Raw genomic sequence first — 15,091 nt, 5'->3', positions numbered from 1 at the left:
TCGAGTTTACCCGCCCACGCCCTGTAGCGTCTCTGCTTTCCAGCGTGGCGCTCATGAATCGCTATGGCACTATAGGTGACAGGCCGCTGCCAACAGCCGGCTGGAAAGGGACGTATCTGGCCCGTTCCACCGCGGCGAACTCGTCAATCAGAGAAATCATCATGGATTACAGAACACACACCAGTCGCCATTTGACACGCCCTGACAACGACGAGGCGCAGAAGCGCCTGGCGGTGCTCATCGATGCGGATAATGCGCAGGCGGCGATTATCGATGGGATCTTTGAGGAGGTCGCCAAATACGGGGTCGCCAGCGTCAAGCGCATCTATGGCGACTGGACCGCGCCGCAGCTTGGAAGCTGGAAAAAAGTGCTGCTCGACTATTCAATCCAGCCCATACAGCAATTTGCCTATACCAAAGGCAAGAACGCGACCGACAGCTCGTTGATCATTGATGCGATGGACCTGCTGTATACCGGTCGCTTTGATGGCTTCTGTCTGGTTTCAAGCGACAGCGATTTCACCCGCCTGGCCGCACGGCTGAGAGAGGAGGGACTGGTGGTATACGGTTTCGGGGAGAAGAAGACGCCGTCACCCTTTGTGTTCGCCTGCGACAAGTTCATTTATACGGAAATCCTGCGTGAAGTGCCGGCAGGCCATGCGGATGCGGCCGAGCGCGATCCTGAGCTCGCATCGGCGCGTGACCCGTCAAGTTCGGCGTCCAGCAAGACGCAGCAAAAGGAGGCTGTGCCGCCGTCCGCCGCCTCAGCCAAGAGTAAAAGCAAGGCGCCGCTGGAGTTCATCGCCAAGGTGATCGATGATATTTCGGACGAGGACGGTTGGGCAAATCTGGGGCCGGTCGGCAGCAATATCAGCAAGTTGCGTCCTGAATTTGATCCCAGATTGTATGGTTACAAGAAGCTCAGCGAGCTGATAAAAGCGTTCCCGAAAAAGTTTGCCATTGAGGATCAGAAAACCTCTGGCGGCAAGGCTTTGCGAGTGCGGCTCCGTTAAGCGGGCTGCGGCTGAAACCGGTTTGATTGATATTGGAGTGCGCATGAGCAATATGACAGCCCCGCGATTTGGCTTGATTCTGATTGGTGACGAGTTACTTAACGGCCGCAAGCAGGACGCGCACCTTCCGGCAATGATCCCGCGTTTTGAGCAGCGGGGGCTTGAGGTGGCCTGGGTGCGTACCATCACCGACGATCCGGAGTTGATCACCCGTACGCTGGTAGAGACCTTCGCCAGTGGTGACATCGTGTTCAGCTTTGGCGGAATTGGCGCCACCCCGGATGATCTGACGCGGCAATGCGCTGCGGCGGCTCTGGGCGTGGACATCCTCCTGCACCCCGAAGCCGAATCCGAAATACGTGCCCAACTGGGTACGCAACTCAATCCACACCACCTGCGCATGGGTGAATACCCGGCGGGCAGTCAGATCATCCCAAATCCGATCAATCGCATCCCGGGCTTTTCCATTCAGCACCATCATTTCGTACCGGGGTTTCCAAAGATGGCCTGGTCAATGGTGGAATGGGTCCTGGATCATCACTATGCCGGTTTGCAGGCGCCTGGCGTTAAGGTCAGTCAGACGTTGTTGTTGACCGATACCAGTGAAGGGCCATTGATCCCTGCGATGGAGTCGTTGCTCGGTGAATTTCCGGATCTGCGTCTGGCCTGTCTGCCCAATGCCGACGGCAAGCGCGAAGTGGAGCTGAGCCTCAAGGGCGAGGCTAGCCGGGTGGCGCAGGGGATGGACCGCTTTCGCCAGCTACTGATGGCGTTAAAGAACGGTTGAATATTCACATGCATCGGGCGCCCCATCCGGATAGAGTGTGGCGCGAATCCAGACAGATAGTGAGAACCATGATGACTAGCCAACGCAGCCGCCGCCTCCGGAAGAAAATGCGCGTCGATGAATTCCAGGAAATGGGTTTCAATTTTTCCGCGACGCCCAAAGAAACATTGAATGATGAACAGGCAGACGCGCTGATTGACGCGCTGATCGGAGAAGTCATTGCTCCGCGCGGACTCGAATTCGGCGGTTGGGTAGGCGGTGGGTTTATCTGCAAGTCCGGCCCCGGCTCTGCCACCGATGAGGATCGCGAGGCCGTGGTTACCTGGCTGCGCCAGCGCCCGGAGATCGAAAGCGCTGAAGCCGAACCGCTGGTTGACGCCTGGCACTGAAGACTCCCCGAACTCACACAGCGGCGGATAGTCTCTGTTAAGGTGACTCTTAACGTGACTCTTTGACTGACTCTATGTGACTGCGAACTCTGACGGACGGACGATCATGCTAATAAAGCGCTATCAGTACACCCTGAAACTGGCTGTCATCATGTTGATGACCTCTCTGGTCGCAGGGTGCGGCATCAATAAGATCCCCACCCTTGATGAACAGGTGAAGTCGGCCTGGGCACAGGTCGAGAACCAGTATCAGCGTCGTGCCGACCTGATTCCGAATCTCGTAGAGACCGTAAAAGGCTTCGCCCGTCAGGAACAAGAAACCCTCACTGCCGTGACCGAGGCGCGCTCCAAAGCGACCTCGATTCAAATCAGTGCAGATGACCTGGACGACCCGGAGAAGATGCGCGCCTTCGAACAGGCACAATCGCAGCTCACTGGTGCGCTCAGCCGCCTGATGGCTGTTTCCGAGCGTTATCCCGATCTGAAATCCAATCAGAACTTTCTGGCTCTGCAATCTCAGCTGGAAGGCACCGAGAACCGGATTTCAGTAGCGCGTCGCGACTATGTCACCGCCGTTGAGCAATATAACACCGAGATTCGCACCTTCCCGGGTCGGATCTGGCACACCATCATGTATAGCGATCTGCCGTTACGTGAGAATTTCGAGGCAACCACTGAGAACGCCGAACAGGCGCCGCAAGTGCAGTTCGAATGAGCGTGCGTTTTACCGTTGTACTGGGCTTGCTCCTTTGGGCATGCGGGCTCGCTGCGCAAGAACAGGCAGGTGAGCTGACGTTGCCGGAGTTGACTGGCAGGGTAGTCGATCAGGCAGAGATGCTTGACACCCAGGCTGAGGCGCGCATCACCCAAATGCTGGCGGGGCATGAGGAAGCGACCACCGAGCAGGTTGTGGTGGTCACTATCCCGAGTCTCGAAGGCCGTAGCATCGAGGAATTCGGTGTTGAGCTGGGCCGCAAGTGGGGCATTGGCCAGGCCGGGGAGGATAACGGTGCGTTGCTGATTGTGGCGCGTGATGATCGTCGCCTGCGTATTGAAGTTGGCTATGGCCTCGAAGGGCGTCTGACCGACGCGCAGTCGTCAGTGATCATCAATAGCATCATCACACCCGCATTTCAGCAGGGGCAGTTCGAGCGCGGTATTGTCGAAGGCGCCGAGGCGATAGTGCAGGTGCTTGGCGGCGATCCGCTTCGCGTCGCTGCACCCCGCTCAGGCGGTCCTGAATCGGAACAACCCCCTGTCGGCATCTTTATCCTGCTGCTGTTCATCTTCCTTGGCCTCATCGGTGGCGGCGGGCGGGGCGGCGGTGGTGGACGTCGGCTGGGAGCTGCGATGTTGGCCGGTGCCTTGCTCGGCGGTATGGGCGGCGGTCGCGGTGGCGGCGGTATGGGCGGCGGCGGTTTTGGTGGTGGTGGCGGTGGCTTCGGAGGCGGTGGCGCTTCGGGAGGCTGGTAATTCAATGATGGAAACACAATGACTCTTCTCACCGAAAGCGAACAACAGCAGGTAGCCGAGGCGATTGATCGCGTCGAGCTACACACCGATGCCGAGCTGGTAACGGTTCTGGCGGGGCAGGCGGATGACTACCGCTATATACCTTTGCTCTGGGCCAGTCTGATCGCCTTGCTGGTCCCGGGCGCGGTGGTGTTCTTTACGCAATGGCTGAGCGCTGGTTATATGCTGATCGCGCAGTGGGCGGTTTTTATAGTACTGGCGTTGCTGTTCCGCATCCCGGCTATGACTACCCGGCTGATTCCGAAAACTGTCCGGTACTGGCGAGCGAGTAATCTGGCTCGTCGGCAGTTCATCGAACAGAACCTGCACCATACTGATGGCGAAACCGGCATCTTGATCTTTGTCTCGGAAGCCGAGCATTACGTGGAAATTCTCGCGGACCGGGGTATCTCAAGCCGGATAGATAACGCCGTCTGGGAGTCCATTGTCGCGCGCTTCACCGCGGATGTGCGCAACGGTCAGGTCTTGCAGGGCTTCCTCCATTGTATTGAAGCCTGTGGCGAGCACTTGCAGCGCGAAGTGCCGGCCACCCATGAGCGTAACGAACTATCCAATCGCCTGGTTGTGCTGCCCTGAGGGTGGCGATTCGCGATGATTCCGACTGGCGGGCCGACCACGACCTACTACGCCAACTGTATGGGCTACCAATAGATTGGATGGATTGACCTTGGTCCCCAGCACAGCGGGTGGCTTGAACGACTAGCATCAAGAAGAGCGGTAACGCCGGGATACATTCTGGGTTCTACCGGGACGAGGTTTACCGGTAAGCTGAACCCAGAACCGCTTGGCGGCCCGCTACCCCTGTTCCATTCAAGTTACCTGATGCCTATGTCCGACAAGTCCTTACCTACGCAGTCCGACAAGAAAGCCCTCGATCAGTTTATCCACCAGGTGCGAACCCTGCCCAAGGGGGCCGGTGGACAAGCCAGGCTGATCTTTGCGCTGGACGCGACCGCCAGCCGGGAAGCCACCTGGGATCAGGCCAGTCATCTGCAGAGCGAACTGTTTCTGGCCGCGAAGGATATCGGGGGCTTGGCCATACAGCTGTGTTATTACCGTGGTTATCGAGAGTTCAAATCCACCCGCTTCGTTCGTGAGACCGGCCAACTGCTGGGGTTGATGAATGGCGTGAAGTGCCTGGGCGGCATTACCCAGATCAGCCGCATTCTGGCGCACGCCCGCAATGAAACCCGTACCGAGCCGGTGAAAGCCGTTGTTTTCATCGGCGATTGCTGTGAAGAGCCAATCGATGAGCTCTGCCATATCGCCGGAGAGCTGGGCATGCTGCGTACGCCGGTGTTCATGTTTCAGGAGGGCAGCGACCCGCATGCATCGGCGGTGTTTAAGCAGATCAGCAAGCTTTCAGGTGGTGCTTACGCGCCCTTCGATCGCAGCAGTCCCCAGCTGTTGAAGGATCTGCTTGCTGCGGTTGCCGTGTACGCTTCGGGCGGGGCCAAGGCTTTGCGCGATTATTCCCAGCGCAGCTCGAACGAGGTCAAACGCTTGACCGGGCAGATCCGCTGATGATCGGTTTACTGCTGATCGCCGCCTTGCTGAGCGCCATCGGTTGGGCATGGGTGCGCAGCCAACCGCCGGCCCAGCGCGCGCGGGCGGCGGCGATGCTGGGGGCTATAGCGGCTGTGCTGATCATTGCCGTCCTCGCGCTAAGTGGCCGGTTTTATCTGGTGTTGGCTTTGCTGGCGGGCTTGTTACCTCTGGCCCGGCGACTGTTACCGGGAATGGTGCTGGGACGGCTGCTTCGCGGCGGTATGCCAGGCATGGGCGGGCGGGCGCAGCCCAAGCCAGGCAATAGCTCTCGCGTGGCGACCTCCATTCTGGAAATGACGCTCGACCATGATTCCGGTGATATGTCTGGACGGGTACTTGCCGGCCCCATGAGCGGGCGATCGTTGTCTGATCTGGGCGAAGCCGAATTCATCGAGCTGCTGCGTTATTGCCGACAGAGCGATGAGGATTCCGCGCGGCTGCTGGAGTCCTATCTCGACCGGCGTTTCGGTGATTCCTGGCGTGAAGACGATCCGTCCTCGGCAGGAGATGATGCACAGGGTAAGCAGGGAGAAGGCTCTCCTTCACTGTCAGAGCAGGACGCGTTGGAGATTCTCGGGTTGGAGCGGGGTGCAACGCGGGAAGATATCGTTCAAGCTCACCGGCATATGATGCAGAAGATGCACCCGGACCGGGGCGGTAGCACCTATTTGGCAGCACTGATCAATCGTGCTAAAGAGGTTCTGCTGAAATAATCTTCGGATTGAATTCCGGTGTAGCGCGGATGCGCTGCACCGGAGTCAGGCAATGGTCGTTACGGCGTAGGTCCGATAACTGAACAGTTACCCTTGCCCACGTACTTCTTCAGTACGTCCCACTGGGCTTTGTCCGATCCATCCTTGTTAGGCTCGACCGACAGTTTGTAACTGCCCCAGGCAGGACCCGCCGCCCAGTAGGTCATGGGGATGCAGTTCTCTTGCAGGTAAGCCAGAGTGTTATCCATTGCTTCCAGCCACTGTGGATGGCTAGGCACTCCGAGCTCGCCGATATGCCCGCGCTTGTAGTTCTTCTTCAGCCAGTTGACGAAGGGTTTCACCCGCTTGACGCCGATCATCGGGTCGAGATCTGCTGCCGGCCCATTCTTGTAACTGCCGCTGGCGTCTGGATCAAGGTAGACGTGCGCTGAAAATACCAGGTTGTCCACCGGATCCTCCAGGGCGAGCAGCTTGTTGCCGTGCCAGTTCCAACGCTCGGCGCTGGCGTAGGACATGCCTTCGATATAGATAGCCGTCTGACGATCATGTTTTCGGATGCCGTCGATGCCGGCCTGTGCTGCCTTCGCCCAGGTCTTGTCGGCGCTGCCAAAGGGCTCGTTCATGATGTCATAGCCGAGCAAGGCGCTGCGGTCGCCCCAGCGTTTGGCGAGGCGTTCGTTGAGGTCACGGTAAGCGCTGTAGGGCACGGCACTGCTGCCGATGATATTGCCGCGGTAGCGGGCGTAATTGTGCACGTCCAGCAGGACGTGGATGCCGTTTGCCGCTGCATCGGTGAACAGTTTGTCGATCAATCCTGCGTATATCGGATCAAACTCTTTGTTCAATGCAGGTTGCAGGCGCTCCCACTTGATCGGGAAGCGAATGGACTGGATGCCCTTGTCTCGCCAGTTCTCCAGGAGCGTGCGAGAAGGGAAGAAATAGTGTGTGCCTGCCTTGCCCGGCAACGCACTACTGGTAAATTCTGCGCCGGCGATGTTCAGACCAACCAGATCAACCGCGGCAGAAGCCACGCTGGTGGTTGCAAACAGGCCAAAGGTGACGACTGCGATCCATTTGCCGACTGCTTTCGAGGTTGCCATTCTGGCATATCTCCCTGAGCGTTTGTGCCTGCCTATGCAGGCCCGCGCTGTGTTTGGTGTAACGTAGGAAATGACTGGTTTGTTCGCGCTGTCAGCAATGGCTAACCCAGCACGTTGCGAACAACCAGAATCCTAAACGAAGCGGTTGGCAGGCTCAACGAGGGCGAATTAGACACCTCGCCGCGTATTTAGTTCACTCGCGTGATAAATAGCTGATGGCCAAAGGACGGTTTTTTCGTAAGGTGCGGCGAGATAAAAATGTGCATGCGGCAGACGAAGCGGAGCGGCGAGGCGCGCAGAAACGATGGCCTCTGGCCGGCAGAGAGCCGACCAGGTAACGACAGGAAGTATTGCGGGGTGTGTTTTTTAGTGTGAATTACCCGACGGACGGTGCGCCGGTGGCCTTAATTAGCCAGATTTGCTGGAAAGATTGGACGGGCCAGAGGGCGCTTCATAGTCACTAAAGTACTCTGCCCCTGCGTTCAGACAGTGTTTGACCCATGCTGAATCGGGTTGAATGCTGAACCACTCCGGTGGGCCAGAGCGAAGTGCTGACGCCGCCTCCTCGTAACGATTAAATCGCACAGGCAAATGGTAACCGGCGGATTCCAGCTCATCGAGGGCAAGAATCCGCGTTCCGGGACCGTCAGCAATACTCCAGCCCCCGTCTTGCATGAGTACCACGAACAAGCCGCGTTCTATCAGCTCTGCCTGATCGTAATCGTTAGTAATCTGCAAGCCGGTCTCCTGCTTATCAGTCCTTGTTTCGATCGTGGGTTACATCATCAAGCTCATGATCGTCGCGGGGCTCTTCGACATCCTCGCCAACATCGTCATATGGAGTCGTTTCCTCGGCACCGGTATCCGAACCCGGTACCTCGACGGAACCGCCAACGCCTTTATCACCCGGGGTTCCGCCAGCATTCGTTGCGGGTCGCTGATGTTCCGCACTGGTCTCAGTGCCGTGGTCAGCATCGCTGTGGTTCTCGGCAGCGGCCGGTAAGCTCAAGCCTATCGAAGCGAAAGCAACTGCAGTGGCTAGTGATTTCAGAATGGCCATTGATCTCTCCTTCGGTATGTTCGTATTCGATAGACCCGTCAGAATCGCCAGCGTTCACCTTCAACTCAGCGGGTGCGCCTCATGAGAATGAGTCCAGAACGGGAGGGTCGGTTGGAACGGCTAGCCGCCGAGGGTCTGATCCTGCTTGCGAAACCAGGCCAGCGCTTCGTCAAAATGGTGTGGCTTGAAGTCCGGCCAATACTGGTCCAGGACAAAAAAGTCGGCATACACGGACTGGACCGGAAGAAAGCCACTGAGCCTCCGGCCACCGCCCCAACGCACAATGAGGTCCAGGCGCGAAACGGCGGTGGAACGCAGCTCGCCCGTTCGCATACCCGCCAGATCCCATTCCCATCCATAATTGATCAGCAGGTTTACCTTGATTCCTTCGCCCTGGCGCTCCCTGAACTGGCGAAGTTCTTCGGGGAACTGGGCCGACGTCTCATCACCCACCACCAATAAGGCGGCGCCTCTGCGTGCTACTTCCAGTGCAAAAGCGACCGAGGCATCACGGAAGGCCTGTTTCTGAGTGGCCGGGCGCTTGGTGTTGTCCTGGGTGAAGCAATAGATGGATGCTTCTTCAATGCCGAGTTTCTTACATTGCTCGAACAACTGAAGCCCCGGTTCGATACCGTAGCCATAGCCTGCTTCCCTGTTCATGCCGTGCTCCACCGCCCACCGTCGATTGCCGTCCGGAATGAAACCCACGTGTCGTGGAAGTCTGCTTTTTGCCATGGGATCGGGTGCTCCGGGTGAAGGTCGTCTGAGATGAATGACAAACGCTTGCGGGCGAAATCTGAGTATCAGAGAGCCCACATGGCGATACGTTCAATAGGGGAGGGAAAAGCTATCAGCAGGATAGCGCTAATTAATTTTCGCAATACCCTCGTTTCCCTGATCATTCACCCCTGATTCATCAACAGAGGCATTGATCATGAGCATTATCAAAAACATTATGCAGCGCGTTCGTCCAACCTTCCAGAACAGCGGGCAGCCTCCAATGGACCATCCCAATTTCTGGATGTACCAGTAAAGGCGCTGCCCAGAGCAGGCGGTTCAGTTCAGCACGTTCACCAGAATTTCCTGAACCAGACCGGTTGCGGCAGCCACCAGTACCATGTCAGAGCCCGCTCGGCGCCATTCATAACCGGAGTAGTGCGGCAAATGTCTGGACTGCTCACGGCTCAGGCGCTTTCCCCAGCCAGGCGGCAGCGGCTTGCCGCGCATGATATATACGTGCTGCGGCAGGGCTCGGCCCTTGCCGATATGGTGTCGTTGCTGACGCACATGAGTATGCAGGGTTTGCATCGGCGGCAGAATGATCACCTGGCGTTGACCTCGCCGATCATCAAAGCGGCGTGTCTGATGCCTGGATTTCTGTTTCGAGTGTGGCGCATGCCCGTATTTCTGATGGTCCTGTCTATGTGACTGCTGGTGCTTTTCAGGGCCTCCGTGTTTTGCTCTGGCGGCCTGGTTAGAGTCGGCTTGAACAGTACTGACGGAGAGTGCAGCGAGCAGTCCTGCGATGGCAGCAATCTGAAATATTTTCATTAGCGGGTCTCGTTGATCGGTTCCCCTGGATACTATGCCGCGAGCAGGCGGTTGGGTTGATTGTAAAGGCGGCTTTACCAAGCTTTACAGAGGGGTACTGGCCGAGGCGGCGCAGCGCAATAGGGTGAGAATGTTGGCCGATTGAGAACTGCACCGCGAATCAGCAGTGCGGAGATTGAACTTCCCACCATCGGGCAACACAATCTTGACCCGCTGGGGACTCACACCAAGCCCGTTAAGTGAACCTGCTGCGCCTGTATTCCCGCTCTGATTTCAGGAGTGCGCGGACGACTCCTCAATGACGACACGCTGTATTCAACATGGAACGGATATCCTATGTTCTTCAGATTTGTCCACCGCCAGTCGAGCTGCCATCACCTCCCTGTGCGATACATGATAGGCGCGCTCATCGCATTAGCCTGTCCTGCTCTGATCGCGCTGGGTAGCTTCAATGACGAGCCGGTAACCGCATGGAGCCAACCTGGTCTTGCTGCCGAACCAAATATAATCTGGTCTACCGCAGATACAGGCGAAGCCAACGGCTTGCCTCGCTTTGAGATCAGCACCGATTCCAGCCCTGAAATTCAAACGCCGATTCGGTTCGTATTCTGATTTCTAGTCCTTGCGTAGTACTCTCACTGGTGATGCGCGGGCCAGCCGCCAGATGATCCCAGGGAAGAAGATGACCACTACTACAGAAACACAACTGGATTCTGCAACGCGGTATGGGCTCGTGGCGTTGGCCATTACCCAGGGGTATGCCCTGTATTTCCTGCATTTCGCGGTCGAGAACTCAATGTGGCCGGTCACCGAATTACCCTGGCTCAAAGCATTTTATTCGGTGGCGATCGGATTGCCGGTCTTTTTCTACCTGGGGATGGAGCGGTTAAAGGATCGGCGAACCCTGATCGCGGGCGCTGGGCTAGGTGTGCTGTTGTTCGGCCTGGGTTGGCACCTGGGATGGGTCGAGGAGGGCGCAAGCACTTCGAGCCATAACCGCCATCCATTCACTCCGGCCTTCGTGGTGTCGGTTGGCGTCGCACTATTCATCGTGAATATGCTTGTTCGGACCTGGAATGCGGACGGCGACCCGCGTCTGCGTTACGAGAGGATGTTGTCGTTTTCCTGGCAGCAGGCACTCACCATTGGCCAGCTGGGATTGTTTGTCGGTGCCTTCTGGCTGCTGTTATTCCTTTGGGGCGGTCTGTTCTCGGCGATCGGCATTGGCTTCTTCAAGGAGCTCTTCGACAGCATTGCCTTTATCTATCCGGTCACCTGGTTGGTGATGGGGCTGGGGTTGATTCATATCCGCGAGCGCATCCGTTTTATCGCCACCGTCCAGGTCATGTGTGAGGTGCTGATAAAAGCGTTGTTGCCATTGGCTGCCGGCATCGTTTTGCTGTTTTTGGCAACCTTGCCGTTTACCGGTGTTCAGCCGGTCTGGGATACAGGTAGTGCTGCGACACTGATGATGCTGCTCACTCTGGTGTTGCTGTTCTGCTTCAACGCTGTGCTGCTGAACAGTGATCGGGACTATCGCCCTTCACTGCGCTACCTGGTCATGGTCGCTGTTGCGTCGCTACCTGTGAGTAGTGTGCTGGCGGCCTGGGCCCTCTGGTTGCGCATTGACCAGTACGGCATCACCGTCGATCGGCTGTGGGCAGCCACTGTCCTGTTGTTAATCTGCGGTTTCAGTTTCAGTTACGCGATATTGATTGTCTGGCGTCGGAACGACTGTCTGGCTCCGATCCGCGCAGCCAACTGTTGGCTGGCTGTATTCGTCGTCGGGGTGCTGCTGGTAGTCAATTCACCCCTGGCAGATTTGCGCAAATGGGCCGCCAAAAGCCAGGCAGAGCGACTGCTTGATGGACGTACCAGCCCCTCCAGCTTTGACTATGCGTACCTGCGCTTTGATCTGGGGACCTACGGCATGCGCGCGCTGAAACAGATCGAGGGCAGCGAGCTGGCGAAACGCGATCCGGAAATAGCCAGCCGCGTTGCGGCGGTGCGCAAGCAGGAACACCGCTGGAGCCGGGAGCCCGAGGTTGACCTCACCGATATGACTGCCGTGGCGTCCATGCTGCGCTCAACTGAGGCGCTGCCAGAGACGTTATTGGCCAGGATCGCGGCATCGCAGAAAGACTGTATGCAAAGTGAAGCGGAATGCATGGCTATCCGGCCCAGCCTCGCACCGGAACAAACACGAGCGGTCGACTGGCTGGTATTTCGTACCGCTCGGTATATCTCCGGATCAGCCTATAAGCTCGAGGATGGACAATGGCTGGAAACGGGCACGGTGAGTTCGAATTGCAGACCAGAAACGGACTTCACGCGCCCCGAACACCTCGACCGTGTTGACGGTCCTTTTCTTGCCTACTACTTCAAAAACTGCTTTTACACCGTGACGCCTACTGAGGTGCATCTTCGACAACTGGCAAGGCAACCGCACCAGAGCGCGGCAGCTGAGTCGGATTGATAGTCTGCAGCCCAGATCGTTTCCGCGACTATCCCCGCTCGGCGCAGAAAACCAGCGAACCAGCTCTCAGTCCTGGTCTTCGAAGCTTGGCCTGCAGGCGCTGCAGCTGCAAAATCCTCCTGTGGTCAGGGTCAACCTGAAGCCAATATGTGAGCGAAGGACGGCTCAAAGCAAAGGGGAAGGGAATTCACAGTGGATCAAGCATCTAAAGCGATCAGGCTCCGGGACCTTCCCGCGGAGATCCGGCTGGCAACAGCCAGGCCCACCACAACATGGATCAGCCTGATCAGCTGTGCCGGGGTTGCTTTAATGGTGCTGGGTGTTGTATCGCTGATACTCGGTCCTGATCGAAACTACTACACCGAAGCCCATGGCTTCGATTTCGTCCAGTTCTTCCAGGTATTTCCAGGCCGTCTGCTCTGTATTGGCATCGTGCTCACCGGCGTGGGGTCTGCGCTGGACTCCCAGGTCATGAGCCGGTATCGCGCGGCGCTGCAGGATGAACTTGACGCCGCCATTGATATCGCCGAAGACGCTCTGCCTGAAGGCTGCATGCTGACCGTTGCACAGAAGACTGAGCATGTGTATCTGATTTCTCTGATCCGCCAGCAAGCGCCTGCTGCCGCCGAGCGTGATATGGAGCCTGTCCCGGCAGGGGAGCAGTAACCGATGCAGCTCTCCGTAACCCCTGGCCGACTCGTTGTGCTGCGTAGCGTGCTGGCCGATACCGGACGCGTTCTTACTTTCCGCCAGCCCTCCGGCATGTTCCTTGATCACTGGCGTGCCTATCTCATCTGCGGGCTGGGGATGACGCTGCTCGCAGGTATGGGCCGCTACTGGAATAATCCGCGCGCCGAGCTCTGGCAGCAGCTGGGTATGGGTTCGGTGGTGTATGTCATAGTGCTCGCTCTGGTATTGCGCGTGCTGCTTGTGCCTTTCAAACCACGGGCTTGTACGCTGCGTAACCTGTTGCTGTTTCTGCTGATCACTTCACCTCCCGGTCTGCTGTTTCTGATTCCGGTTGAATCCTTTTTTTCCCTGCGAGGCGCCCAGCTTGCCAACGCGGGGCTGCTGGGGTTCGTCGCATTGTGGCGGGTCACCTTGCTGATGTGGTTTTTGCGCAGCATTGCCAGATTGTCGGGCCTGGCTATCGTGATAGCGAGTCTGGCGCCGCTGATTTTTATCGCTGCGACCTTGACGCTGCTGAACCTTGAGCATGTAGTGATCGACTACCTGAATGGGGTCCGGCCCGAGCAATACTCACCGAATGACCTGAGTTATTCGATACTCACGCTGCTTTCGTTTATCTCGATGTTTGCCGCGCCCTATCTGCTGGTGGGATACGCCTGGGCCTGGTATCGCGCTGATCGAATGATGATAGTGCAGCCCACACGGCGCCAGCCTTGACGGGTGGAACAGCTGACAACAAGGATGCAAAGATGCGTGACGACAACAAACGGCTCCAGCCACGCCTGGTTGCAGGCACCAGTACTCGCTTCTCGTTGCCATCAGTTCCGGATTGGGACGGCTACAGCTGCGCGGATGCCATGTATGAGGCCGAAGCGCGAAAGTACGCCCGCTATGCAGCGCTGCGAGGCAAACTCCGGATGCCGGTTTCAATTACCGACGCGATAGGTGAAGAGCGCGCTCGCCGGCTGTTAACTGAAGCGTTGGAGGAGCTGTGCGCCTTTGAGGCGAGCGCTGAAGGATTTGCTGGGTAGGTCGCGGCCAGTACGGCTCAGCAGCGGCCGATCGAGTATCAGCCTTTGCAGGCGTGATCTGATCCAAAGCGCTCCAGCTGCATTTCCTGCAGTCGACTCAAGGTACGGCGGAAGGCGAAGGTGAGATGACCCTCGGTATACAGCTCCGACAGCGGAACCGCTGCCTCGATATACAGCGGGACACGTCGGTCATAGCACTCATCGACCAGCCCAATGAAGCGTCGCACGCTGTCATCGTGGATCGACAGTTGCGGTAGGTCGCGGTCACCGGCATCAACCCGGTCCACACCATCCTCAGTTCCACGGGCTATACGTGCAGGCCGCTGGGCGGCGCTGAGGGCGGGAACCTCACTTAGCAGGATCGCCTCGAATCTGTCGCACAAACCGATGAAATCAAGTGTCGACAGGGCTTGTCGGCATAGCGCATCGAAACTGAACCAGGCTACGGACGGACCATGCTTGAGCGCAAGCAACTCGCGGTTGCCCAGCTGTAATGCCCCAGTTATAGCTGGTTCGTCAGCATTTAACTGCTCAAACACCTGATGCAAAGGATTGCTGTTGTCCGCGCTGACCTCCCAGTATCGCTGGTGGTTGTGCCCCGCTCGCAAGCGATGATCGAGCGCTCCGTCCACGCTTACAATCTGCATATGCTGGTTGATGGCATCGATGGCCGGAAGAAAGCGTTCGCGGTTAAATCCATCGGCGTACAAGTGCTCCGGCGGCTGGTTTGACGTCGCCACCAGAACGACCCCGCGATCGAATATAAGCTGGAACAGGGTGCCAAGCAGTATTGCATCGCCAATGTCATTGACGAACAACTCATCAAAGCAAAGCACCCGCACGTCGCAAGCCAATTCATCGGCAAGAGCATGCAGTGGATTGGCGATGCCGTTCAGCTGGAACAACCGCTGGTGAACCCAGCTCATGAAACGGTGAAAGTGCTGGCGCCGCGCTGGTACTGCCAGGCCCTGGTAAAAAGCATCCATCAGCCAGGTCTTGCCACGCCCGACCGGCCCCCACAGATACACTCCCGTCATCGAGGCTTCGCTGCGGGAGTGCAAGGCTTGGTGGCAGTCATCCAGCAACTGAACGGCGCGTTGCTGCGCGGGATCAGTTTCGAAACCCTGGTGCGCCAGGGCCCGTTGATAAGCAACGGATGGGGGGACGGGGGCATGCTGAGTCATGCGGGAATGGTGCCCG

Annotated in this window: 18 protein-coding genes; 12 read left to right on the top strand and 6 right to left on the bottom strand. The window is 57.7% G+C overall.

What is annotated here, in order from left to right:
* Nucleotides 1-161 precede the first annotated feature (161 nt).
* The 8 genes from FHK95_RS07025 (at nucleotide 162) to FHK95_RS06990 (ending at nucleotide 5,983) form a co-directional block, all read left to right on the top strand.
* Nucleotides 162-1,013 (top strand): NYN domain-containing protein, encoded by an 852-nt coding sequence (locus FHK95_RS07025; RefSeq protein ID WP_150303878.1) that lies wholly within the window; start codon nucleotides 162-164, stop codon nucleotides 1,011-1,013.
* Between the two features lie 43 nt (nucleotides 1,014-1,056).
* Complete coding sequence (locus FHK95_RS07020; RefSeq protein WP_150303877.1) at nucleotides 1,057-1,800, top strand: competence/damage-inducible protein A; 744 nt, start codon at nucleotides 1,057-1,059, stop codon at nucleotides 1,798-1,800.
* 8 nt (nucleotides 1,801-1,808) lie between these two features.
* Nucleotides 1,809-2,189 carry a YggL 50S ribosome-binding family protein gene (locus FHK95_RS07015; RefSeq protein ID WP_328592928.1) on the top strand — a complete coding sequence of 127 codons (381 nt, stop codon included), beginning with the start codon at nucleotides 1,809-1,811 and terminating at the stop codon, nucleotides 2,187-2,189.
* A 106-nt stretch (nucleotides 2,190-2,295) separates the two neighbouring features.
* Nucleotides 2,296-2,904: a LemA family protein gene (locus FHK95_RS07010; protein WP_150303875.1), complete on the top strand. Its 609-nt coding sequence runs from the start codon at nucleotides 2,296-2,298 to the stop codon at nucleotides 2,902-2,904.
* Entirely contained in the window at nucleotides 2,901-3,662 is a 762-nt protein-coding gene (locus FHK95_RS07005; protein WP_150303874.1) for a TPM domain-containing protein, read from the top strand. The genes FHK95_RS07010 and FHK95_RS07005 overlap by 4 nt, the downstream gene beginning before the upstream one ends.
* Before the next feature lie 18 nt (nucleotides 3,663-3,680).
* The gene (locus FHK95_RS07000) at nucleotides 3,681-4,298 is read left to right on the top strand and encodes a TPM domain-containing protein (RefSeq protein ID WP_150303873.1); all 618 of its coding nucleotides are present in this window, start codon (nucleotides 3,681-3,683) and stop codon (nucleotides 4,296-4,298) included.
* A gap of 252 nt (nucleotides 4,299-4,550) precedes the next feature.
* Complete coding sequence (locus FHK95_RS06995; protein WP_150303872.1) at nucleotides 4,551-5,246, top strand: VWA domain-containing protein; 696 nt, start codon at nucleotides 4,551-4,553, stop codon at nucleotides 5,244-5,246.
* Complete coding sequence (locus tag FHK95_RS06990; RefSeq protein ID WP_206668549.1) at nucleotides 5,246-5,983, top strand: J domain-containing protein; 738 nt, start codon at nucleotides 5,246-5,248, stop codon at nucleotides 5,981-5,983. The genes FHK95_RS06995 and FHK95_RS06990 overlap by 1 nt, the downstream gene beginning before the upstream one ends.
* A 59-nt stretch (nucleotides 5,984-6,042) precedes the next feature.
* Here the strand turns inward: FHK95_RS06990 and FHK95_RS06985 are convergent, their stop codons facing one another.
* The 5 genes from FHK95_RS06985 to FHK95_RS06965 form a co-directional block, all read right to left on the bottom strand.
* Complete coding sequence (locus tag FHK95_RS06985) at nucleotides 6,043-7,083, bottom strand: glycoside hydrolase family 5 protein (RefSeq protein WP_150303871.1); 1,041 nt, start codon at nucleotides 7,081-7,083, stop codon at nucleotides 6,043-6,045.
* Nucleotides 7,084-7,491: 408 nt separating this feature from the next.
* Nucleotides 7,492-7,821 carry a hypothetical protein gene (locus FHK95_RS06980; protein WP_150303870.1) on the bottom strand — a complete coding sequence of 110 codons (330 nt, stop codon included), beginning with the start codon at nucleotides 7,819-7,821 and terminating at the stop codon, nucleotides 7,492-7,494.
* A gap of 16 nt (nucleotides 7,822-7,837) precedes the next feature.
* A complete protein-coding gene (locus FHK95_RS06975) occupies nucleotides 7,838-8,143 on the bottom strand; it encodes a hypothetical protein (RefSeq protein ID WP_150303869.1) in 306 nt (101 codons plus the stop codon).
* A gap of 120 nt (nucleotides 8,144-8,263) precedes the next feature.
* A complete protein-coding gene (locus FHK95_RS06970; protein ID WP_150303868.1) occupies nucleotides 8,264-8,878 on the bottom strand; it encodes an undecaprenyl diphosphate synthase family protein in 615 nt (204 codons plus the stop codon).
* Nucleotides 8,879-9,199: 321 nt separating this feature from the next.
* A complete protein-coding gene (locus tag FHK95_RS06965; RefSeq protein WP_150303867.1) occupies nucleotides 9,200-9,694 on the bottom strand; it encodes an anti-virulence regulator CigR family protein in 495 nt (164 codons plus the stop codon).
* Between the two features lie 682 nt (nucleotides 9,695-10,376).
* Between FHK95_RS06965 and FHK95_RS06960 the strand changes: the two genes are divergently transcribed.
* From FHK95_RS06960 to FHK95_RS06945, 4 genes are all read left to right on the top strand, one after another.
* Nucleotides 10,377-12,170 carry a DUF4153 domain-containing protein gene (locus FHK95_RS06960; protein ID WP_178114731.1) on the top strand — a complete coding sequence of 598 codons (1,794 nt, stop codon included), beginning with the start codon at nucleotides 10,377-10,379 and terminating at the stop codon, nucleotides 12,168-12,170.
* Nucleotides 12,171-12,362: 192 nt separating this feature from the next.
* Entirely contained in the window at nucleotides 12,363-12,836 is a 474-nt protein-coding gene (locus tag FHK95_RS06955) for a hypothetical protein (RefSeq protein WP_150303865.1), read from the top strand.
* 3 nt (nucleotides 12,837-12,839) lie between these two features.
* Nucleotides 12,840-13,577, top strand: coding sequence for a hypothetical protein (locus tag FHK95_RS06950; protein ID WP_150303864.1), 738 nt, complete (start codon nucleotides 12,840-12,842; stop codon nucleotides 13,575-13,577).
* 32 nt (nucleotides 13,578-13,609) lie between these two features.
* Complete coding sequence (locus tag FHK95_RS06945) at nucleotides 13,610-13,891, top strand: hypothetical protein (RefSeq protein WP_150303863.1); 282 nt, start codon at nucleotides 13,610-13,612, stop codon at nucleotides 13,889-13,891.
* Nucleotides 13,892-13,929: 38 nt separating this feature from the next.
* Here FHK95_RS06945 and zapE read toward each other — a convergent pair whose 3' ends face one another.
* Nucleotides 13,930-15,075: a cell division protein ZapE gene (zapE, locus tag FHK95_RS06940; protein ID WP_150303862.1), complete on the bottom strand. Its 1,146-nt coding sequence runs from the start codon at nucleotides 15,073-15,075 to the stop codon at nucleotides 13,930-13,932.
* Nucleotides 15,076-15,091: the final 16 nt, after the last annotated feature.

The organism is Pseudomonas saliphila (assembly GCF_008638345.1).
Taxonomy (GTDB): Bacteria; Pseudomonadota; Gammaproteobacteria; order Pseudomonadales; family Pseudomonadaceae; genus Halopseudomonas; species Halopseudomonas saliphila.
Note: the sequence above shows the minus strand (reverse complement) of the source record. Positions and strands in the feature narration are given on the sequence as shown.